Genomic DNA, 20,174 nt, shown 5'->3' on the forward strand with positions numbered 1-20,174 from the left:
CCCGCTACAGAACCTCGATGTAGCGGCTGCGCTCGTATTCCGTCACCTGGCGGCGGTAGTCCTCCCACTCGGCGCGCTTGTTGCGGAGGAAGAAGTCGAAGACGTGCTCGCCGAGGACGTCGGCGAGGAGCTCCGAGCGTTCCATGGTCTTGATGGCCTCGTCGAGGGACTGGGGGAGGGGCTGGATGCCCAGGACGCGGCGCTCGGCCGGGGTCAGGGCCCAGACGTCGTCCTCGGCGCCCGCGGGGAGCTCGTAGCCCTCCTCGATGCCCTTCAGGCCGGCGCCCAGGATCGCCGCGTAGGCCAGGTAGGGGTTGCAGGCGCTGTCCAGCGACCGGAACTCGATGCGGGTCGCGTGGCCCTTCTGGGGCTTGTACATCGGCACCCGGATCAGGGCCGAGCGGTTGTTGTGACCCCAGCAGACGTAGGAGGGGGCCTCGCCGCCGGCGCCCGCGTCGGCACCCGGGCCGCCCCACAGGCGCTTGTAGGAGTTCACCCACTGGTTGCAGACCGCGGTGATCTCCGGCGCGTGCTTGAGCAGGCCCGCGATGAACGCCCGGCCGACCTTGGAGAGCTGGTACTCCGCGCCCGGCTCGTAGAAGGCGTTGCGGTCGCCCTCGAACAGCGACATGTGGGTGTGCATGCCGGAACCGGGGTACTCGGTGAACGGCTTGGGCATGAACGAGGCCCAGACGCCCTGCTCCAGCGCGACCTCCTTCATGACCAGGCGGAAGGTCATGATGTTGTCGGCCGTGGTGAGGGCGTCGGCGTAGCGCAGGTCGATCTCCTGCTGGCCGGGGGCGCCCTCGTGGTGGCTGAACTCGACCGAGATGCCCATCGACTCCAGCATCGTGATCGCGTTGCGGCGGAAGTCGTGCGCCGTCGAGTGCGGCGTGTGGTCGAAGTACCCGCCCTGGTCGACGGGCTCGGGCCGCTCCCCGTTCTTCGGCAGCGTCTTCAGCAGGAAGAACTCGACCTCGGGATGGGTGTAGAAGGTGAAGCCCAGGTCGGCGGCCTTGCTCAGGGTGCGCTTCAGCACGTACCGCGGATCGGCGAACGACGGGGTGCCGTCGGGCATGAGGATGTCGCAGAACATCCGCGCGACGCCCGGCGCCTCGGCCCGCCACGGCAGCACCTGGAAGGTCGACGGATCGGGCTTGGCCAGCATGTCCGCCTCGTGGACGCGGGCGAAGCCCTGGATCGCCGAGCCGTCGAAGCCGATGCCCTCCGCGAAGGCGCCCTCGAGCTCGGCCGGAGCGACGGCCACGGACTTCAGGAAGCCCAGGACGTCGGTGAACCAGAGCCGGATGAACCGGATGTCGCGCTCCTCGAGTGTCCGGAGCACGAACTCCTGCTGACGGTCCAATGCCATCTCCTGTCGATCCCTTGCTCATAACCGGTGTTTCGGCTGCTCAGCCACCCACCGGGATCCCCTCGTATCCTGCCCTGCCGGTGTTTCCTCTGCGTTACAAACCTACCCGTCCCCTTATGGACGGGCTCGAACCATGGCACAGATACCGGCTACCGTCATATACGTGAGAAGTTTGTGTGTGCCCTATCACTTGGACGAGCGGCTCCTGGAGCTGGACGTCCCGGTCGAAGCGGACGAGACGATCACCCTCGAGCTGGCCGAGGGCCTGCCCTGGCGGCGGATGGCCGTGCTCTACGACACGGTCGCCGACGTCGTGGCGGCGGCCGTCAAGGACGGAGAGGTCCCTTACGTCTACTCGGGGGACTGCACGACCTCCTTCGGCACGGTGGCCGGGCTCCAGAGGGCCGGGATCGACCCGTCGATCGTCTGGTTCGACGCCCACGGCGACGTCCACACGCCCCAGACCACGCTCTCGGGCTATCTGGGCGGGATGCCGCTGCGGCTCCTGACCGGGGCCTGCCCCGAGGTGATCGCCGTCCTGCTCGGCCTGCGGCCCGTCCCCGAGGAGAAGATCACCCTCGTCGACGCCCGCGACCTGGACGACCCCGAGGCCGCCTATCTGGAGGGCTCGGCGATCACCCACTGCGAGATCGGCGATCTGGTCGTCCCGGAGGGCCCGATCTACCTGCACGTCGACTTCGACGTCGTCGATCCCGAGCAGGTCCCGGGGCTGCTGTTCCCGGCCAAGGGCGGCCCGTCCCTCAAGAAGGTCGCCAGGGCCGTCCGGAAGGTGCTCGACTCCGGGCGGGTCGTCGCCTTCGGCGGGGCCTGCACCTGGGCCCCCGGCCAGGGGGCCGGTGAAGCGGTCAGGCCGATCATGACGGGACTTTGACCGCAGGGACCGCGCCGCGTCATGGGTGCTCACCTAACGTGATGTCCCATGGTGACCACCGAACTCCAGGACCGCAAGCTGGACCGCGCGTTCGAGCACCTCGACGTCGACCGTGACGGCGTGATCGAACGCGACGACCTCGTCGGGCTCGGCGCGCGGTTCCTGCTCGGCTTCGGCGAGCCGCCGACCTCGATCAGGGGACGCGCCCTGCTCGACAACTTCGACACCGTGTGGTCCGCCCTGCTGTCCCGCCTCGACATGGAGGCCGACAGCCGCATCTCGCGCGAGGAGTTCCACCGCGGCATGGCGGCCGCCTTCATCCACGGCCCCGACTGGGAGCCGGCGTTCCGGCCCGCGGCGCAGGCCGTCGCCCGGCTGTGCGACACCGACTGCGACGGCATGGTCGACCCGGGCGAGTTCCGCACGATGCTGAGCGCCTACGGCACCGCCGAAGGCGACATCGCGATGGCCTTCAGCGCCCTCGACGCCGACAGCGACGGCATGGTCTCGGTCACCGAGCTGGTCGCCGCCGCCCGCGAGTTCTACACCGGAGACGACCCGACGGCCGCGGGCTCCTGGCTGTTCGGCCGCATCTGACCGCGAAGGGAAGGGACTGGAGATGGACGCCGCCCTGCTGCTGCCGCTCATCGAGCGGGTGCCGTCGATGGCCGCCCCGTGCCGCTCCCACGTGGACCTGTGGCGCATCGGCGAGGAGACCGCCGGCTGGGCGCGCGCCCACGGCCTCGTCGTCGGCGATCCCGACGGCTCACGGGTGGGCAGGGGCCGGTTCGAACGGCTCGCCGCCCGGGTCTTCCCCGAGACCGGCACCGTCCGGGTCGTCCGCTTCGCCAAATGGCTGACCTGGCTGTTCTCCTTCGACGACACCCTCGACGACGGCCCGCTCGGCCGCTCCGCCACCGGCATCGACGCCCTGTACGCCGAGCTGCTCCGCGCGGTCAGGCGCGGCGCGCCCCGGCCGGGGGCGGGCCCGCTGGAGGTGACGCTGGCCGAGCTGTGGGCCGAGACGGTCCCCGGCCTGTCGTCGGAGTGGCGGCGCAGGTTCATCGGCCACATGGAATGGCACCGGTCGGCCTGCATGGACGAGGCCGTCAACCGCCGCACCGGCCGGACCCCCTCGATCGAGGAGTACCCGCTGCTGCGCCGCCGCACGGCGGGCCCGTTCGTGTTCGACCTGGCCGAGGCCGTCCTGGGAGTGGAGGTCCCCGAGGCGGTGGCCTCCTCCAAGCCGTGGGCGCGGCTGGTCGACGGCACCAACGACCTGATCGCCTGGTGCAACGACGTCGCCTCCTACGCCCAGGAGACGATGCGCGACGACCCCCACAACTACGTGACGGTCGCCTCCCGCGGCCTCGGCCTCGATCCGATCGCCGCCGTCGACTGGGTCAACGACCGGATCACCGAGCGCGCGATCGAGGTCCAGGCGGCGGCCCGCGCCCTGCCCGCCGAGTTCACCCGCAAGGGGCTCGACCTCGCCGCCCAGCGGGGGGTCAGCAAGGTCGCCGTGGGGCTCCTCGGCGCCCCCCGCGCGCACCTCGACTGGCTCCTCGAATGCGGCAGGTACACCCCGGTTCCGGTTCCGGCGCCCCGCAAGGGGCCTTTGCGCATAGCCGGAAGGCTCTCCCAGGTCACCCGGGCGTGAGGTCTGTAACGTTCCGGAGACCTTGATCCACACAATCCCTAACGCCGGGCGTCGCGCCGGTTAAATTGGAGCCGTGAGCGAGCGCGCCGAACGCCGTACCTCCCTGACCGCCCGGCTGGCCCGGGCCGGTTTCACCGACACCGCCAGAGCGGAGACGGCCCTGGCCGAGGCCGGGCTCTCCGATCCGCTGCTGGACGCCCTGGGCGGCACCGCCGACCCGGATCTCGCGCTCACCGGCCTGATGCGGATGCTGGAGCGGGACCCCGGTCTCCGCGGCCGCCTGGAGGAGCATCACGGCTTCCGGGACCGGCTGCTGGCCGTCCTCGGGGTCAGCGCCGCCCTGGGCGATCATCTGGTCCGCCATCCGGAGCAGTGGAACGTTCTCATGGAGGACGTCGAGGAGAGTCCGGGACCGGCGGAGCTGCGGGCCGGTCTCCTGCGCGCCGTGGGGGCCGATCCGGACGCGGCCGCCCCCGTGGCGTCCGGGACGGGCGCCGCCGACGCGCTGCGCGTCGCCTACCGGGGCAGGCTGCTGAACCTCGCGGGCCGCGACCTGACCGGCGCGGCCGACGTCGGAGCGGTCGCCGCGGAACTCGCCGCCCTGGCCGACGCCGCGCTCGAGGCGGGACTGGCCATCGCCAGGGCCGAGGTGCCCGAGCACGCCGTGTGCCGGCTGGCCGTCATCGGGATGGGCAAGTCGGGCGGCCGGGAGCTCAACTACGTCTCCGACGTTGACGTGATCTTCGTGGCGGAGGCCGCGGACGGAGCGGAGGACGCCGCGCTGCGGGTCGCGAGCAGGCTCGCCGCCGCGATGATCCGCGCCTGCTCGGCCACCACCCCCGAGGGCTCGCTGTGGGAGGTCGACGCCAACCTGCGGCCCGAGGGCAAGTCGGGCCCGCTGGTGCGGACCCTGGCCAGCCACCGCGCCTACTACGAGCGGTGGGCCAAGACCTGGGAGTTCCAGGCGCTGCTCAAGGCGCGTCCCGTCGCGGGAGACCGGGAGCTGGGCCGCGACTACCTCGACACCATGGCCCCGATGGTCTGGAAGGCCGCCGCGGGCGAGAGCTTCGTGGCCGACGTCCAGGCGATGCGCAAGCGGGTCGAGGAGCATCTGAAGGAGCGGCACGGCGAGGTCGAGCGCCAGCTCAAGCTCGGCCCGGGCGGGCTGCGCGACGTCGAGTTCGCCGTCCAGCTCCTCCAGCTCGTCCACGGCAGGGCCGACGAGCTGCTGCGCAGCGGCACCACCCTGGACGCCCTCGACGCGCTGTCGGAGGGCGGCTACGTGGGCCGCGAGGACGCCGCCGCGCTCGCCGAGGCCTACCGGTTCCTGCGCCGCACCGAGCACCTGATCCAGCTCCAGTACCTGCGCCGCACCCATCTCGTCCCCGCCGACGAGGCCGGGCTGCGGCGCCTCGGCCGGGCCCTGGGCCTGGGCGGCGACCCCGAGCGCCAGTTCACCGACCTGTGGCGCCGGCACGCCCGCGGGGTCCGGCGGATCCACGAGAAGCTGTTCTACCGGCCGCTCCTGCGGGCCGTCGCCAACCTGCCCGGCGAGGAGGTCAGGCTCACCCCCGAGGCCGCCCGAGCCCGCCTCCAGGCGCTCGGCTACAACGACCCGGCCGGGGCGCTGCGCCACATCGAGGCGCTGACCAAGGGCGTGTCCCGGCGGGCGTCGATCCAGCGGACCCTGCTGCCGGTCATGCTCGGCTGGTTCGCCGACGCCCCCGACCCCGACGCCGGCCTGCTCGGCTTCCGCCGCGTCAGCGACGCCCTCGGCACCACCCCCTGGTACCTGCGGCTGCTCCGCGACGACGTCACCGTGGCCGAGCGGATGGCCAGGCTGCTGGCCTCCAGCGCCTACGTCACCGACCTCCTGCTGCGCGCCCCCGACGCCGTCATGATCCTCGGCAGCGACCTCGAGCTGAAGCCCAGCACCCTCGCCGAGCTGCGGACCGAGACCATGGCCATCGTCGGCCGCACCGGCGACAGGACCAAGGCCGAACCGGCCGTCGCCGCGATCCGGGCCGTCCGCCGCCGCGAGCTGTTCCGGGTCTCCGTCGCCGACCTGCTCGGCCTGGCCGACGTCCGGACGGTCAGCGAGGCCCTCACCGACATCACGACCGTCACCATCGACGCCGCGCTCACCGCCGCCCGCAACAGGCTGGAGTCCGAGCGGGGCCCGCTGCCGCTGCGCTTCTGCGTGATCGCGATGGGCCGGTGGGGCGGCCACGAGCTCGGCTACGGCAGCGACGCCGACGTCATGTTCGTCCACGAGCCCCTGGAGGGCGCCGACGAGCGCGCCGCCCAGCAGGCCGCCCACGCCCTCGCCGAGGAGGTCAGGCGGCTGCTGGCCCTGCCCGCCCCCGAGCCGCCGCTGGGCATCGACCCGAACCTGCGGCCCGAGGGGAAGTCGGGTCCGCTGGTCCGCAGCCTCGCCTCCTACGCCGCCTACTACCGGCGCTGGTCCTCGCCCTGGGAGAGCCAGGCGCTGCTGCGCGCCGACGCGATCATCGGCGACGCCGACCTCGCCGGGCGCTTCGGCGAGGTGATCAACCCGATCCGCTGGCCGGAGGGGGGCGTCGACGAGGCCGTCGTCCAGGAGATCCGGCGGCTCAAGGCCAGGATGGAGGCCGAGCGGCTGCCGCGCGGCGTCGACCGCAGGCTGCACCTGAAGCTGGGCCCCGGCGGCCTGTCCGACGTCGAGTGGGTCGCCCAGCTCATCCAGCTCCGGCACGCCTTCGAGGTGCCCGAGCTGCGCACCACCCAGACCCTCGCCGCCCTCGACGCGGCCGTCGACTACTCGCTGCTCGACGCCAAGGACGCCGAGACCCTCAAGGCCGCCTGGGAACTGGCCACCCGCATAAGGAACGCCGTCATGCTCGTCCGGGGCCGCGCCTCCGACCTGCTCCCCACCGACCACCACCGCGAACGCTCCGCCGTCAGCCACCTCCTCGGCTACCCCGGCACCGGCGACATGCTCGAGGACTGGCGCAAGCACGCCCGCCACGCCCGCGAGGTCACCGAACGCCGCTTCTACGGCCAGCCCCGTTAACCGAGGGGCTGGTCGAGGGTGTCCCTGGCGGGGTGGGGGATGCCGGCGGGGCCGTCGGAGAAGGCGGCGTAGAGGTTCTCCAGGACGCGGGTGACGAAGGGGATGGCGGCGTCGGTGACGCCGTGGCCGCAGCGGGTGCCGCGCAGGCCGCAGACGAAGCGCATGGTGCCGGAGGCGAAGACGCCCGCGCCGCTGTCGGCCGTCGAGTAGACGGCGTCGGAGGAGGAGACGCCGGGGGTGCCGCAGCGGATGGGGGAGTGGGCGATCACCTCCAGGGGCCGCGGGGTGGGACCGCCGATGTTGATCGAGTCGCTCTCGGGGCCGACCAGGCCGGGGAAGGCCTGGCCCTTCCTCACGCCCGTGCCCTTGAACAGCCAGTTGCGCGGGCGGGTGACGGTGAAGGCGCCCTCGGCGGGGAAGCAGGTGTACTGGACGCCGATGAGGGCGCTCTCCGGGCGCGGCGGGCTGCCGATCCGCCAGTCGACGGTGACCTCGCTCGGATCGGTCCTGCCGATCGGGTCCTCCTCGGACTTGTAGCAGATGACCAGGCGGTCCTCGCCGAGGACGGTCGCGGCGAACCTGATGTGCCGGTTGACGGCGTTAGCCCCGAGGAAGGCCAGGTTCGTCCCGGCGTCGCGGGCCCGCTCCACGTTCTTCCACATCGCGGCCGACCAGTACTCGTCGTGGCCGAGGGTCACCAGGCCGCGCGCGCCCGTGAGGGGCGTCGCGCCGGAGTGCAGGTCGTTGTCGGTCAGGTAGGCCAGGGGCCTGCCCTGACGCTCGGCCACGGTGATCGCGTCGAGCTCGAAGAGGCGGAACAGCTTCGCCCCGTCGGTGTCGTAGGGGCGGTCGAAGCTGACGGCCCTGGACCGGTCGGAGAAGCCCGCCGGCCCGCCGTAGAGGTCGTGGCCGCCCCACTTGTTGTAGGCCTGCCAGGTCGTCGTCGCGTTGACGATCACCAGGCGCCCGGTGGTCTCGGCCGATCTGACCGTCACCGGCACGTACCGCTGCGCGCCTCCCGTGGCCGTCAGCCTGACCAGGTAGGAGCCGGCGGGCCAGCCGTCGGTGGGGACCGTCAGGGACGGCTTCCAGGGCGCCGAGACGGTGGAGGTGACCGGGTCGACCTCGGCCGCGGGCTGCCGTCCCGCCGGGACCTCGGCCGACTCCCACAGCCGGCGCGCGCCGAGCCCGCCGTACCAGCCGATCCGGAACGCCTCCGCCCGGAACGCCCTCCGCGTGGTGGAGACGTGGAGCCGGAAGGCCTCGCCGGGCAGGACGCTCACCCGGTCGGCGTAGCCCTCGATCTCCTCGGCCCTGCCGCGCCGGGTGATTCTCCAGTCCGCGGTCCCCGGCAGGGCGTTCTCGGCGGCGGAGTCGAGCGGCTGAGCCGACGGCGGCGGGGACTCCACGACGGCCGCGGCGGCGGTGGCCCCGGGCTCAGCCGGCCCGGTGCGGTCCGGCGAAGCCGAGCATCCCGCCGTGAACAGCGCCAGCAGGCAGGCGAGGCCCGGAAGGACGAACCTCGGGCGCACAGGAGAAGACGGCGGACGCACGGGACGTCATTGTGCCGCAGTCCGCCCGCGCCCGGACCACCGGTAGGCCCACCACGAGGCCCAGAGCGAGACGACGATCAGCGCGACCCCCGCGACGGCGTCCAGGACGTAGTGGTTCGCGGTCGACATGATCACCAGCACCGTGGTGGCCGGGTAGAGCACCCCGGCGAGCCGCACCCACCACTGGCGGCCGAGCGTCACCAGGGCGATCCCGCACCAGATCGCCCAGCCCGCGTGCATCGAGGGCATCGCGGCGTACTGGTTGGCCATCGCGGTGGAGGCCCCGGAGGAGTAGAGGCCGGGGGTGCTGAAGTGGACGACCGGGTCGACGAAGCCGAAGCCCTCCATGAACCGCGGCGGGGCCAGCGGGTACAGCCAGAAGCCGACGAGCGCCAGCGCGGTCGCGGCGAGGATGCCCGCGCGGAACCAGGCGTAGTGGCGGGGCCTGCGGCGGTAGAGCCACACGACCACGCCGAGCGTCACGACGAAGTGGGCGCTCAGGTAGAAGATGTTGGCGGCGAAGGCGAGGTGCTGGTGCCGCAGCAGGAACTCGTTGAGACCCAGCTCGACGTCCAGTCCCGTCGCGCGCTCCCAGCCGAAGATCTGCCGCGCGTGGGCGTAGGCGCTGTCGGTCCCGCCGGGGTCGTTGATGAGGATCCGGGTGACCATGTAGCCGGAGTAGAACAGGACGATCAGCAGCAGTTCACGCCAGACGGGGGGGACGCGGGGAGCGAGCGGCGCCGATCGGGCGTCAGTTTCGCTCCCCGCGCGGCGGCCGCTCACCGGGGGAGGGCCGCTCTTGACAGGGGCGATCTGGACCATGGACTTATCTTTGCCTTAGAGTCGCCAGCTTGAGATCACCGTGGCGGATGGTCTTCGTCTCAGACTTTTGGAGTAGGCCCCCGTACCTGGAGACCAGGGTCAGGGCAGCTTCTGTACCACCGGGGTCTCGTTCTTCAGCGCCTGGCCGACGGTGCAGTAGCCCTCATGCACGCGTTCGGCCACGGCACGGAAGACCTCGTCGGCCTTGTCGTCCCCTAGGGGCGCCTCGACGTCGTAGGTGATCGTCACCCGGCCGATCCGGATCTTGTCGGACTTCTCGGCCTCGACCGTCGCCGCCAGGCGCGCCAGCCGGTGCCCCCGCTTGGCCGTCAGCGGCTCCACCGTGAGCAGCTCGCATCCGCCCAGGGCGGCGAGGAGGAGTTCGACGGGGGAGAAGACCCCGTCGGCGTCCTTTCCGCCGATCTCGATCCGGGCGCCGCGTTCATTGGTGGCCGCGAAGCCGTCCTCGGTGCGCTCCACCCTTACCGATCCCATGGAAGCCTCCTCGATCCCTCGTCCGCCACCAACATCGACGAAGGAGGGAATCTTCCCCGAACGCGGAGGGAGATGCCCGCCAGAAACCCCGAAATCCCGACCTGCGGCACTCCGTAGCCGTACGGTGACTGCGACGGACCAACGGATCGATCCAGATGGAGTACTTCGTGAGCACTGACGGGCAGCCGCACATCCTGGCGATCGGCGGAGGCGGCATGATCGCCAACGACCGGGACGTCGTGGACGCCAGCCCGCTGATCAGGTACGCGTTCGACCTGACCGGGCAGGACCGGCCGCGGGTGTGCTTCCTCGCGACCGCCACGGGCGATCCGGCCCCGGTCATCGCCTCCGCCTACGGGGCGTTCGGCCGGATGGACGCCGAGGTCAGCCATCTCGCGCTGTTCCCGATGCCGAACGTCGCGGACATGCGGGCGCACCTGCTGTCCCAGGACCTCGTCTACGTCCAGGGCGGCAGCGTGGTGAACCTGCTGGCCCTGTGGCGCGCCCACGGGCTCGACGAGGTCTTCCACGACGTGTGGCGGGCGGGCGTCGTCCTGGCCGGGCAGAGCGCGGGCGCGCTGTGCTGGCACTCCGGCGGCAACACCGACTCCCACGGCCCCGAGCTGAGGACCCTGGAGGACGGCCTGGGCATGCTGCCCTACTCCTGCGGCGTCCACTACGACAGCGAGCCCCGGCGCCGTCCGCTGCTGCACGAGGCCGTCGGCTCCGGCCGCCTGCCCACCGGCTACGCCGCCGACGAGGGCGTGGCGCTGCACTACGTGGGCACCGAGTTCGTCCAGGCCGTCACCTACCGCCCCGGCGCGATGGCCTGGAAGGTCGAGGCCGACGGTTCCGGCGGCGCCAAGGAGACCCCGATCGAGCCGCGGCAGCTCAGGTAGGGCCGGGGCGGTGATCTTCGTGCACGCGGGTTTCGGCGGGCGAGGCCTGGGCTTCGAGCGCTGCTGGGACCTGCAACGGCGGGTGCACGCGCGGCGGGTCGCCGAGGAGATCGGCGACACCGTCCTGGTGCTGGAGCATCCGCCGGTCTACACCGTCGGGCGCGGCGCCGACCCGCGCTCGCTCGACGGGGCCCCGGCGCCGATCGTGGCGGTGGACCGGGCCGGCGGCAGCACCTGGCACGGTCCCGGCCAGCTGACGGGCTATCCGGTGGTGCGGCTCACCGGGTCCGCGGGGGAGTTCACCGCGCTCGTCGCCGAGGCGCTCGTGCAGGTCTGCGGCGACCTCGGCGTCCGGGCGGCCGCGGTTCCCGGCGGGATCACCACCGGGGACGGGCTGGGCCTGGCGACGATCGGGGTCCGGGTGGCGCAGGGCGTCACGACCCAGGGGTTCGCCCTGAACTGCGACCCCGATCTGGGCTGGTACGAGGCGATCGACGGCGCGCACCCGACCTCCCTGAGCCGGGAACTGGGCCGGACGGTGACCGTCCGGGAGGTGCTCCCCGCGGTGGAGGGACGGCTGGCCGGGCGGCTGGGCGCGATGGAGACCTTCCACCGCACCCTCGCCCAGCTCGAGCAGCCGGATCACTCCGAGTGACCAGCCTGTCGTCCTGTCAGCCCATCGTCTTGAAGATCGACTCACCGTGCGAAGCCGCCTCGGCGAAGAACCTGCCGAGGGCGTCGTAACCGGGCTTGAACAGCCCGTCACGGGCGTCGTCGGCCCACGCCGAGACGTTCTGCACCCCCGCCTCGCTCATCACCAGAAGGTCGAAACGGCGCGAGGGGAACGGTGTCGCGTGCAGATGGTCCGCCGCGGTCTTCACCCGGTCGGGGGCCAGGTAGATCACGTCGAAACCCAGTTCGTCGGCACCGTCCTCGGTGAGAAGGCGCCCGCCGCACACGATGTCGGCCTCGGGAGCGCGTCCCTCCCAGGGGTCTCCCGTGATGATGTACTGGAGGCCCTGCCAGTCGACACCCAGGTCGAGAACGCGTGCGGCGTACCGGTCCCGCCAGCCCGCGGCCGCGAACACCTGGCGCGCCACCTGGCCGGGATCGGTGCCGCTCTCCAGCGGCAGCCTCAAATAGGTCATGGCCAGCGCCACGGCTGTTCCTCTCCTTATGCACACCTGTAACAGCGTGCAACCTTAGAGAGATCCGTCACCGGGCTGAGGTGAAACCAGGGAATCCGCGGGGGAAGACCCCTGAATCGTTATAGGCGGCTGACTTTGACGGCCGTTCCGTACGCGCAGATCTCGGTGCCCTGGTCACGGAGATCGTTCGAGGAGAAACGGACGGCGAGCACCGCGTCCGCTCCCTGGTCCTCGGCGGCCTTGATCATGCGCTTGCGGGCCTCCAGGCGGAAGTCGTGGAGCTCCTGCGTCAGGCCCCTCGGCTCCCCGCCCAGGATGGTCTTCAGGCCCGCCTCGATGCTGGACAGGCCGCTGCGGACCATCACGGTCAGGCCGTAGACGTCGCCGACCACCTCGGTGATCTCGTAGCCGGGAAGGTCGTTCATGGTGCTGACGATCACAGGGGGCTCCGTCCGGGGAGATCAGTACAACTGCACTGGGATTAACTGGGGCCGTCCGGGACGTACCCTAGTCGGGTGAGTGCTGTGGCCCCAGAGGGACGGAAGCTGCTGCGGCTGGAAGTCCGCAATGCAGAAGTGCCGATCGAGAAGAAGCCGCCGTGGATCAAAACCCGGCTGAAGATGGGCCCCCAGTACAAGGAGCTCACCCAGCTGGTGAAGGGCGAAGGCCTGCACACGGTGTGCCAGGAAGCGGGCTGCCCGAACATCTTCGAATGCTGGGAGGACCGCGAGGCGACCTTCCTCATCGGCGGTGACCAGTGCACCCGCCGCTGCGACTTCTGCCAGATCGACACCGGGAAGCCCGCCGACTACGACACCGGCGAGCCGGTGCGCGTCGCCGAATCGGTCCAGAAGATGGGCCTGAAGTACGCGACCGTGACCGGTGTGGCCCGCGATGACCTGCCCGACGGCGGGGCGTGGCTGTACGCCGAGACCATCCGCAAGATCCACGAATTCGTGCCGGGCTGCGGCGTCGAGATGCTCGCGCCCGACTTCAACGGCGTCCCCGAGCTGCTGGAGGAGGTCTTCTCCTCCCGGCCCGAGGTGTTCGCCCACAACCTCGAGACCGTCCCGCGGATCTTCAAGCGGATCCGCCCGGCGTTCCGCTACGACCGCTCCCTCGACGTGATCACCCGGGCCCGCGCGGCCGGGCTCGTCACCAAGTCGAACCTGATCCTCGGCATGGGCGAGACCCGCGAGGAGGTCTCCGAGGCGCTGCGCGACCTGCACGAGGCCGGGTGCGAGCTGATCACGATCACCCAGTACCTGAGGCCGACCCCGAGGCATCACCCGGTGGAGCGGTGGGTAAAGCCCGAGGAGTTCGTCGAGCTCCAGGCCGAGGCCGAGGAGATCGGTTTCGCGGGGGCCATGTCCGGCCCCCTGGTGAGGTCCAGCTACCGGGCCGGCCGCCTGTACCGTCAGGCTATCGAGGCCCGATCGACAGATCTTCAGTCCAACTGATCAATAGAGTGAGCGACATGGCAGAGAACGAGAAGCCCGGCCGTTTCAAGCAGATCCGCATGGTGGCGGGTCTGGTGCAGAAGGCCAACCCGAAGGCCCTGCCGATCGTGTTCGCCTCGGCGCTGGGCACTTTGGTGCTTTTCGTGCTCATCGGGGTGCTGATCGGCCAGCTGTGGTTCATGATCCCGCTGGGGATCATGGTCGCGGTGATCGTCGGCATGGTCGTGTTCGGGCAGATCGCCCAGCGCACCCAGTTCAAGATGATGGAGGGCCAGATCGGCGCCGCCTACGGCGTCCTGGACTCCATGCGCGGCAACTGGGTGGTCACGCCGGCCGTCGCGGGCAACCGCAACATGGACGTCGTCCACCGCGTGGTCGGCCGTCCCGGCGTCGTGCTGGTCTCCGAGGGCCCCAGGTCGCGTGTCGGCTCGCTGCTCGGCGCGGAGAAGAAGAAGGTCTCCCGGCTCGCCCACAGCGTCCCGATCTACGACATCCAGGTCGGCGACGAAGAGGGCCAGACCCCCCTGTCGAAGCTGCAGGCCACCCTCACCAAGCTCCCGCGCAACCTCACCAAGGACCAGGTCGACGACCTGAACGACCGGCTCCGCGCCATCCCGCAGCGCCCGGCCATGCCCGGCGGCCCGGTCCCCAAGGGAGCCCGCGTCCCCAAGGCCCCGAAGGCCCGCTGAAGCACCGGACGCACGAGGGCCCCGCCCGTCCGAGGAGGACGGGCGGGGCCCTCGTGCGTCCCGGGCGGGCCGGGTCTCAGATCTCGAGGACGACGGTGTTGGCGGCGCGGTCGTGGAGGCCGCGGTGGTCGCGGTCCCACAGGAGCGCGGGGATCACCAGGGCGATCAGGAGGGCCCTGACGAGCGCCCAGCCGAGCCCGATCCGCCGGCCGTTCAGCCGGGTCACGTAGAGGCCGCTCAGGCGCTTGCCGAGGGTGGTCCCCGCGAAGGAGACCAGCAGCCACGCCTGGAGGACGAAGATCCCGAGGGTGGCCCAGGTCCGGACGGCGTCGTGCCACCCGAAGACCGACGCCAGCCCGTTGGCGATCAGCATGCAGAGGAACCAGTCGATCAGCAGGGCGACCAGGCGCCTGGCGTAGGAGGCCACCGAGCCCTTGCCGCGTTCCGGCAGGCCCAGCTGCTGCCCGGCGTAGCCCAGATCGGCGCCGGCGGACCGCGCGCCCGACAGCCATGTCCCGGTCCAGCTGGGACCCTTCTCGTCGTTACCACTCACACCGCAAAACTACCGCTACCGGCCGCGCAGTCTGTCGCACCCCGCCTGGGCGGTCTCCAGAGCGTAGGCTGGGGCCTGAGTTACACGGTCGTAACACATCGGCAACGAACGGGACATGGTGGAGAAACCACCGCGTCATACCGTCTAAACGGCAGCCAGAAACGCACCGAGGGAGGCTGGATTGTTCAGCAGCGCCGAGGAAGTACTGTCCTACATCCGTGACGAAGGCGTGCAGTTCATCGACGTGCGGTTCGTCGACCTGCCCGGCACCGTCCAGCACTTCACGTTCCCCGCGTCGAACTTCGGGGAGAACGTCTTCACCGACGGCCTGATGTTCGACGGCTCCTCGATCCGGGGTTTCCAGGAGATCCACGAGTCGGACATGCTCCTGCTCCCCGATCCCTCGACCGCGGTCCTGGACCCGTTCCGCCAGCACAAGACGCTCAACATCACGTTCTTCGTGCACGACCCGCTGACCGGTGAGCCCTACAGCCGCGACCCGCGCAACATCGCGAAGAAGGCCCAGGACTACCTGATCGGCACCGGCATCGCCGACACGGTGTACTTCGGTCCCGAGGCCGAGTTCTACATCTTCGACGACGTCCGTTTCAAGACCGGCTCCAACGAGGGCTACTACTACCTCGACTCGATCGAGGGCGCCTGGAACACCGGCCGTCAGGAAGAGGGCGGCAACCTCGGCGCCAAGCCCCCGTACAAGGGCGGCTACTTCCCGGTCAGCCCGATGGACCACTACACCGACCTGCGCTCGGAGATGGTCCAGCAGCTGCTGGGCGTCGGGATCGACGTCGAGATGCAGCACCACGAGGTCGGCACGGCCGGTCAGGCGGAGATCGACATCCGCTTCGACGAGCTCCTCAAGGCCGCCGACAACCTGATGCTCTACAAGTACGTCGTGAAGAACGTCGCGCGGGCCAACAAGAAGGCCGTCACGTTCATGCCGAAGCCGATCTTCGGCGACAACGGCTCGGGCATGCACTGCCACCAGTCGCTGTGGAAGGACGGCAGCCCGCTGTTCTACGACGAGGTCGGCTATGCGGGCCTGTCGGACACGGCGCGCTTCTACATCGGCGGCCTGCTCAAGCACGCCCCGGCGCTGCTGGCCTTCACCAACCCGACGGTGAACAGCTACCACCGCCTGGTCCCCGGCTACGAGGCCCCGGTCAACCTGGTCTACAGCCAGCGCAACCGCAGCGCCTGCATCCGCATCCCGCTGACGGGCAGCAACCCCAAGGCCAAGCGCATCGAGTTCCGGGTCCCCGACCCCTCGTGCAACCCCTACCTGGCCTTCGCCGCCCAGCTCATGGCCGGCCTCGACGGCATCAAGAACAAGATCGAGCCGGTCGACCCGGTCGACAAGGACCTCTACGAGCTCCCGCCCGAGGAGGCCCGCGACATCCCGCAGGTCCCCGGCTCGCTCGAGGCCGTCCTGCTGGCCCTCGAAGAGGACCACGCCTTCCTCCTGGAAGGCGGCGTCTTCACCCAGGACCTCATCGACACCTGGATCGCCTACAAGCGCGAGAACGAACTCGACCCCATCCGCCTCCGCCCCCACCCCCACGAGTTCGAGCTGTACTTCGACGTGTAGGCATTTTGGGGGCGCTGAGCTGCTGATTCACTGAGCGCCCCTAACCGCGTTCTGTCCCTGTTCCGTTCGGGCCACGAGAACCGCATCGACTGCGGCGCGCGTGGACTCATCCCGATCGGGCCAGAGATGGGCGTACGTGTCGAGCGTGGTCTTCGCGCTCGCGTGCCGTAGGCGGGTCTGCACGACCTTCACATCGGCGCCCGAGGCGATCAACAGCGACGCGAAGTAGTGCCGCAAGTCGTGGTATCGAAAGCCCGCAGGCAGGCCGTCAACCTTCCTGCGGGCTTTTCGCATCTCCCGCTCGAGGATCCACGGCCCGAGCTGGCCGCCGCTCTCGTGCGTCAGCAGGGTCTCGCCGCCGTACCGGGCGACGTGCGCAGCCAGCTCGAGCGCGAGGGACTGCGGTATCGGGATGGGCGTCTTCGACGTCTCGGTCTTGAGGGGCTGGTCCGGGTACTGCACCGCCGGGTTGATCACCCCGCGCATGAAGTCGACGTCCGCGACCCGCAGGCCGCACACTTCGGCAACCCGCAGGCCGGCGAACGCACCGAGCAGGATCGCCGCGCGCATCCGGGCAGGGAAGGCGTCGTGCAGCGCCCACACCTGATCCGTGGTTGCGACGTACGCGCGTTGCTTGGCCGCGCCGGGCGACGTGCGATGAGAGACCGGAGACCGGGGGAGCAGGCCATCGTGGACAGCGTCGCTCATCACCTGCCCGAGGCGGCTGTGCAGGGCGTAGACGTAGCTGTCGGCCAGTCCCTCGGCGCGAAGCTTCGCCGTCCAGCCCTTCACGTGCGACGGCCGTACCGCGGCCAGCGGCAGGTGCCCGAACTCGGAGATGATCCGCTCGAGGTGCACCCGTCCCTGCCGGACCGTTGACTCTCGACGCGAGCCATAGCCCGTCAGCCACGTCTCGCACCACACCTTGACGGTCATCCGGGCCAGCTTCGGATCCACGTAGAGACCGCGCTCGGCATCCGCCTCCATCCGCGCGCCGTGCCGCTTGGCGTCGACCTCCTTGCCGAACGCCTTGGTCACCTCCTTGCCGGCGGGATCGAGCCACACCGCGAGCCACCGCTTGGCCGTCTTCGATCCGCCGTTATCCGGGTGCCGGGCGGTCTTCCGGCGGGGTGCTCGTTTGGTGAACCAGAGGTCATCTACGCGTGCCACGGCCTACACCTCGTCGAGGTCAGAGAGATCAAAAACCCTGAGCGCATCTGGGTTATTCACCCACCCTTCCCTGACCATCAAGGCGGCCCAGCCAGGATTCAGCCGCGGGGGCTCCACACCAGCCTCGATCATCGAATTGAGGATCCCCGCCAGGTCCTGAAGGTGGCGACGGCTCTCCGCGCGATGGCGCGCGGCGTCGTCCTCGTCGCCGCCCTTGCGGGCCCATATGGCCGCATGATCCGCACGCCTGGCCCTCTGCTCGGCGCTGAAGGCCGCGTAGTGCCACTTGATCAGAGTGGTTTCCTTCTCAAAGCGGATCGTCTTAGGACCAGTGGGGCCGTACTCACCGGCGAACCACAGAACTACTCGCTCCACGTCCATCACGGACTCGGGCGTGATGGCCAGCTCCTCGCCCGGCTCGGGAAGCAGCAACATCAGTGGCGACGTGTCGAGTGCCTGGGCAAGCACGAGCAGCTCGTTGACTCCCACGTCCTGCCGCCGGCCGACGACCTCCATGTTCGCAAGGACTGCACGGTTAAGCCGTGACATGCCGAGTTCGGCGCAAATGCTTGCCAGCTTCGCCACCGACAGGCCCCGGCGCAGCCTCAGTTCCTTCAGGCGGATCGCGATGGCCTCACTAGGCGTCTGTGTCATGAGAACACGGTTGCACGACTCTCCTTTGAAAACAACCTCTGTTGACGCAGCTAGATCTGGGATGCGATTATGAGTTTTGAAGACAAAGAATCGCACATGAGATCGGAGTTCTGATCTTGAAGACGCGCAATCCCCCGGCTGAAGTCCATCTGTCTGTGCAGCAGCTCGCCGATCGGCTCGGGGTCAAAGAGCAGACGATCTACGCCTGGAATCACAAGAGGTCTGGACCCCGATTCATGAAGATCGGGAGGCTTCCGCGCTACAGGCTGTCTGACGTCGTGGCGTGGGAGAACAGCCGCTATGCGAGCGGCCCGGAGGCGGTCTAGATCATGACCGCCAACGAGAAGGGCGAGCCCGTCAGCATCCGGGCCCGCCCCAACGTCTCGACCCTCACCAGGACCTACGACGACCACAGGGTAACCCGCCTTGATGACGTTCGTCCGGGGGCTCTGCGCGCTTGGGCCTCGGCGTGCTGGCACCTGCGGGCGTGCGGCCTCGAGCCGCTCCCGCCCCGGCCCGTCGTGAATGCCCTGCGCCGCCGGGGATGGTGGCCGAGCGCGTGACCGACGACCGCATTCCGCCCCACGACATCAATGCCGAGCAGGTCGCCCTCGGCGCGATGATGCTCGCCGAGAACGTCATCGTCCCGGTGTTCGATCTCCTCGGCGAGGCCGAACCATGGCAGCCTGGCGCGCGCAAGCCAGGGTTGAACGACAAGCTTTACCGGCCAGCACACAAGATGATCTATGCCGCGATCATGGCCGTAGCGAATCGCGGGCAAGCACCCGATGCGGTCCTCGTCAACGCCGAGCTTCAGACGCGAGGATGGTCGGGACGCACCGGCCACGGCAAGTACCTTCACGAGCTGATTGCGGCCGTCCCAGTGACCGCGAACGCGGCGCACTACGCCGAGATCGTGGTTGCCCGGTATCGCGATCGCCGCGCTGACGAGCTGCTGGACAGCGCCGCAGGGGCGTCGCCCGATCATTTGCGCGCACTCGTTGAGACGTGGTTGATCGAGGACCAGAGCACTCGCGACGTTCAGAGCATCAGCGCGCCGAGCTGGACGTCCAGACTCAAGGCTGGCGGCGGGTTCGTCCTCGACGCCCCCGCGCTCCCGCCCGTCATGTGGGGCGACGGCGAGCAGATCGCTTGGGCGGACGGCGAGGCCCTCATGCTGTGCGGACCTCCCGGCGTCGGCAAGACCACGCTCGTGCAGCAGCTCGTGGAAGCGCGGCTCGGCATCTCCAAAGAGGTGCTCGGAATGGCTGTCCAAGCCGGACGGAAGCGTGTGCTCTACCTGGCCATGGACCGGCCGCCGCAGATCGCCCGCGCGATGGCGCGGCTGTTCGGCGCTGATCATCGCGACGTTCTCGACGAGGGTCTCATCGTCTGGCAGGGGCCGCCGCCCCACGACCTAGCTCGTCACCCCGACTTGCTCGCCGAGATGTGCGAACAGGCCGGGGCCGACACGGTGATCGTCGACTCCCTCAAGGACGCCGTGCTCAAGCTCTCCGACGACGAGTCCGGCAGCGGCTACAACCGCGCCCGCCAGAAGGCACTCGTCGAGGGTGTCCAAGTGGTCGAGCTCCACCACCAGCGCAAGGCCGGCGGCGAGAACAAGAAGCCCTCCAAGCTGGATGACGTCTACGGATCCGTGTGGCTCACCGCGGGCGCCGGGTCGGTGATTCTCCTGTGGGGCGAACCCGGCGATCCCGTCGTCGAGCTCCTGCACCTCAAGCAACCGCTCGAGCCCGTCGGGCCGTTCCAGGTCCAGCACGACCACACCACCGGACGCAGCAGCGTCTACCACCGCGCGGACCTCTTGCAGATGGCCCAGGAATGGAGCCCGACCGGTGCCCGCGGCATTACCGCGCCCGACGCTGCGAGGGCCCTGTTCGACGTCGCCAAGCCCAAGCCCGCGGACGTCGAGCGAGCCCGCCGAAAGCTCGAGGCTCTGCGGAAGTCCGGCCATCTGGTGAAGGTCGACGGATCCGGCGGCGGCGACAACGGCGGTACGCCCACGAAGTACTACCGGGCCCCGCAGGGGCGCCCATGACCGCCCACGAAAGCGCCCACGCACCCCTCTTGGAGCAACCGCCCACGCACCGCCCTCGCACCCCTCACGGACAAGCAAGAACCGCAGGTC

The 20,174-nt window shown here is 70.1% G+C and carries 21 protein-coding genes; 12 read left to right on the forward strand and 9 right to left on the reverse strand.

Going from position 1 to position 20,174, the window contains the following annotated elements; all coding sequences use genetic code 11:
- Positions 1–4: 4 nt before the first annotated feature.
- Positions 5–1,366 (reverse strand): glutamine synthetase family protein, encoded by a 1,362-nt coding sequence (locus ABD785_RS18390; protein ID WP_344830129.1) that lies wholly within the window; start codon positions 1,364–1,366, stop codon positions 5–7.
- Between the two features lie 184 nt (positions 1,367–1,550).
- Between ABD785_RS18390 and ABD785_RS18395 the strand changes: the two genes are divergently transcribed.
- The 4 genes from ABD785_RS18395 (at position 1,551) to ABD785_RS18410 (ending at position 6,976) form a co-directional block, all read left to right on the forward strand.
- Positions 1,551–2,264 carry an arginase family protein gene (locus tag ABD785_RS18395; protein ID WP_344829564.1) on the forward strand — a complete coding sequence of 238 codons (714 nt, stop codon included), beginning with the start codon at positions 1,551–1,553 and terminating at the stop codon, positions 2,262–2,264.
- A gap of 48 nt (positions 2,265–2,312) precedes the next feature.
- The gene (locus ABD785_RS18400; protein ID WP_344829567.1) at positions 2,313–2,861 is read left to right on the forward strand and encodes an EF-hand domain-containing protein; all 549 of its coding nucleotides are present in this window, start codon (positions 2,313–2,315) and stop codon (positions 2,859–2,861) included.
- Between the two features lie 22 nt (positions 2,862–2,883).
- Complete coding sequence (locus ABD785_RS18405; RefSeq protein ID WP_344829570.1) at positions 2,884–3,924, forward strand: terpene synthase family protein; 1,041 nt, start codon at positions 2,884–2,886, stop codon at positions 3,922–3,924.
- Between the two features lie 64 nt (positions 3,925–3,988).
- Complete coding sequence (locus ABD785_RS18410) at positions 3,989–6,976, forward strand: bifunctional [glutamine synthetase] adenylyltransferase/[glutamine synthetase]-adenylyl-L-tyrosine phosphorylase (protein ID WP_425547794.1); 2,988 nt, start codon at positions 3,989–3,991, stop codon at positions 6,974–6,976.
- Here the strand turns inward: ABD785_RS18410 and ABD785_RS18415 are convergent.
- The 3 genes from ABD785_RS18415 to ABD785_RS18425 form a co-directional block, all read right to left on the reverse strand.
- Positions 6,973–8,508, reverse strand: a complete 1,536-nt coding sequence (locus tag ABD785_RS18415) for a N,N-dimethylformamidase beta subunit family domain-containing protein (protein WP_344829576.1) — start codon at positions 8,506–8,508, stop codon at positions 6,973–6,975. The genes ABD785_RS18410 and ABD785_RS18415 overlap by 4 nt on opposite strands.
- 27 nt (positions 8,509–8,535) lie before the next feature.
- Positions 8,536–9,351, reverse strand: coding sequence for a phosphatase PAP2 family protein (locus ABD785_RS18420; protein WP_344829578.1), 816 nt, complete (start codon positions 9,349–9,351; stop codon positions 8,536–8,538).
- Between the two features lie 99 nt (positions 9,352–9,450).
- Positions 9,451–9,846: an OsmC family protein gene (locus ABD785_RS18425; RefSeq protein ID WP_344829580.1), complete on the reverse strand. Its 396-nt coding sequence runs from the start codon at positions 9,844–9,846 to the stop codon at positions 9,451–9,453.
- 167 nt (positions 9,847–10,013) lie between these two features.
- Here ABD785_RS18425 and ABD785_RS18430 point away from each other — a divergent pair, with 167 nt between their 5' ends.
- Both ABD785_RS18430 and lipB read left to right on the forward strand, forming a co-directional pair.
- Positions 10,014–10,745 (forward strand): Type 1 glutamine amidotransferase-like domain-containing protein, encoded by a 732-nt coding sequence (locus ABD785_RS18430; RefSeq protein ID WP_344829584.1) that lies wholly within the window; start codon positions 10,014–10,016, stop codon positions 10,743–10,745.
- Between the two features lie 10 nt (positions 10,746–10,755).
- Complete coding sequence (lipB, locus tag ABD785_RS18435; RefSeq protein ID WP_344829586.1) at positions 10,756–11,400, forward strand: lipoyl(octanoyl) transferase LipB; 645 nt, start codon at positions 10,756–10,758, stop codon at positions 11,398–11,400.
- A gap of 16 nt (positions 11,401–11,416) precedes the next feature.
- On the opposite strand, the gene ABD785_RS18440 is transcribed toward lipB, so the two are convergent.
- Together ABD785_RS18440 and ABD785_RS18445 are read right to left on the reverse strand one after the other, a co-directional pair.
- Positions 11,417–11,905 carry a DUF1877 family protein gene (locus ABD785_RS18440; protein WP_344829588.1) on the reverse strand — a complete coding sequence of 163 codons (489 nt, stop codon included), beginning with the start codon at positions 11,903–11,905 and terminating at the stop codon, positions 11,417–11,419.
- 107 nt (positions 11,906–12,012) lie between these two features.
- Positions 12,013–12,333: a YbjQ family protein gene (locus ABD785_RS18445; RefSeq protein WP_344829591.1), complete on the reverse strand. Its 321-nt coding sequence runs from the start codon at positions 12,331–12,333 to the stop codon at positions 12,013–12,015.
- 75 nt (positions 12,334–12,408) lie between these two features.
- Here ABD785_RS18445 and lipA point away from each other — a divergent pair, with 75 nt between their 5' ends.
- On the forward strand, positions 12,409–13,353 hold the full coding sequence (gene lipA, locus ABD785_RS18450) for a lipoyl synthase (protein WP_344829593.1): 945 nt from the start codon (positions 12,409–12,411) through the stop codon (positions 13,351–13,353).
- A gap of 17 nt (positions 13,354–13,370) precedes the next feature.
- A complete protein-coding gene (locus tag ABD785_RS18455) occupies positions 13,371–14,042 on the forward strand; it encodes a DUF4191 domain-containing protein (RefSeq protein ID WP_344829595.1) in 672 nt (223 codons plus the stop codon).
- Between the two features lie 76 nt (positions 14,043–14,118).
- Here the strand turns inward: ABD785_RS18455 and ABD785_RS18460 are convergent, their stop codons facing one another.
- Positions 14,119–14,595 carry an RDD family protein gene (locus tag ABD785_RS18460; protein ID WP_344829597.1) on the reverse strand — a complete coding sequence of 159 codons (477 nt, stop codon included), beginning with the start codon at positions 14,593–14,595 and terminating at the stop codon, positions 14,119–14,121.
- Positions 14,596–14,776: 181 nt separating this feature from the next.
- Between ABD785_RS18460 and glnA the strand changes: the two genes are divergently transcribed.
- The gene (gene glnA / locus ABD785_RS18465) at positions 14,777–16,201 is read left to right on the forward strand and encodes a type I glutamate--ammonia ligase (RefSeq protein ID WP_344829600.1); all 1,425 of its coding nucleotides are present in this window, start codon (positions 14,777–14,779) and stop codon (positions 16,199–16,201) included.
- Between the two features lie 27 nt (positions 16,202–16,228).
- Here glnA and ABD785_RS18470 read toward each other — a convergent pair whose 3' ends face one another.
- Both ABD785_RS18470 and ABD785_RS18475 read right to left on the reverse strand, forming a co-directional pair.
- Complete coding sequence (locus ABD785_RS18470; protein ID WP_344829602.1) at positions 16,229–17,371, reverse strand: tyrosine-type recombinase/integrase; 1,143 nt, start codon at positions 17,369–17,371, stop codon at positions 16,229–16,231.
- Between the two features lie 3 nt (positions 17,372–17,374).
- Positions 17,375–18,025: a hypothetical protein gene (locus tag ABD785_RS18475; RefSeq protein ID WP_344829604.1), complete on the reverse strand. Its 651-nt coding sequence runs from the start codon at positions 18,023–18,025 to the stop codon at positions 17,375–17,377.
- Between the two features lie 155 nt (positions 18,026–18,180).
- Between ABD785_RS18475 and ABD785_RS41350 the strand changes: the two genes are divergently transcribed.
- Genes ABD785_RS41350 through ABD785_RS18485 form a run of 3 tightly spaced genes read left to right on the forward strand, consistent with a single transcriptional unit; the run spans position 18,181 to position 20,084 of the window.
- Positions 18,181–18,351 (forward strand): helix-turn-helix transcriptional regulator, encoded by a 171-nt coding sequence (locus tag ABD785_RS41350; protein ID WP_425547795.1) that lies wholly within the window; start codon positions 18,181–18,183, stop codon positions 18,349–18,351.
- 3 nt (positions 18,352–18,354) lie between these two features.
- Complete coding sequence (locus ABD785_RS18480) at positions 18,355–18,588, forward strand: hypothetical protein (RefSeq protein WP_344829607.1); 234 nt, start codon at positions 18,355–18,357, stop codon at positions 18,586–18,588.
- A complete protein-coding gene (locus ABD785_RS18485) occupies positions 18,585–20,084 on the forward strand; it encodes a DnaB-like helicase N-terminal domain-containing protein (protein ID WP_344829609.1) in 1,500 nt (499 codons plus the stop codon). The genes ABD785_RS18480 and ABD785_RS18485 overlap by 4 nt, the downstream gene beginning before the upstream one ends.
- The last annotated feature ends 90 nt before the right edge of the window (positions 20,085–20,174 follow it).

Origin of the sequence: Actinocorallia longicatena, from assembly GCF_039534125.1 — a bacterium.
GTDB lineage: Bacteria > Actinomycetota > Actinomycetes > Streptosporangiales > Streptosporangiaceae > Actinocorallia > Actinocorallia longicatena.

Excerpts from the sequence above, each read along its gene's own strand:
- ABD785_RS18400 (WP_344829567.1), top strand. The coding sequence starts at position 2,313 with ATGGTGACCACCGAACTCCAGGACCGCAAGCTGGACCGCGCGTTCGAG.
- ABD785_RS18405 (WP_344829570.1), top strand. The coding sequence starts at position 2,884 with ATGGACGCCGCCCTGCTGCTGCCGCTCATCGAGCGGGTGCCGTCGATG.
- ABD785_RS18420 (WP_344829578.1), bottom strand. The coding sequence starts at position 9,351 with ATGGTCCAGATCGCCCCTGTCAAGAGCGGCCCTCCCCCGGTGAGCGGC.
- ABD785_RS18425 (WP_344829580.1), bottom strand. The coding sequence starts at position 9,846 with ATGGGATCGGTAAGGGTGGAGCGCACCGAGGACGGCTTCGCGGCCACC.
- ABD785_RS18455 (WP_344829595.1), top strand. The coding sequence starts at position 13,371 with ATGGCAGAGAACGAGAAGCCCGGCCGTTTCAAGCAGATCCGCATGGTG.
- ABD785_RS18475 (WP_344829604.1), bottom strand. The coding sequence starts at position 18,025 with ATGACACAGACGCCTAGTGAGGCCATCGCGATCCGCCTGAAGGAACTG.
- ABD785_RS18480 (WP_344829607.1), top strand. The coding sequence starts at position 18,355 with ATGACCGCCAACGAGAAGGGCGAGCCCGTCAGCATCCGGGCCCGCCCC.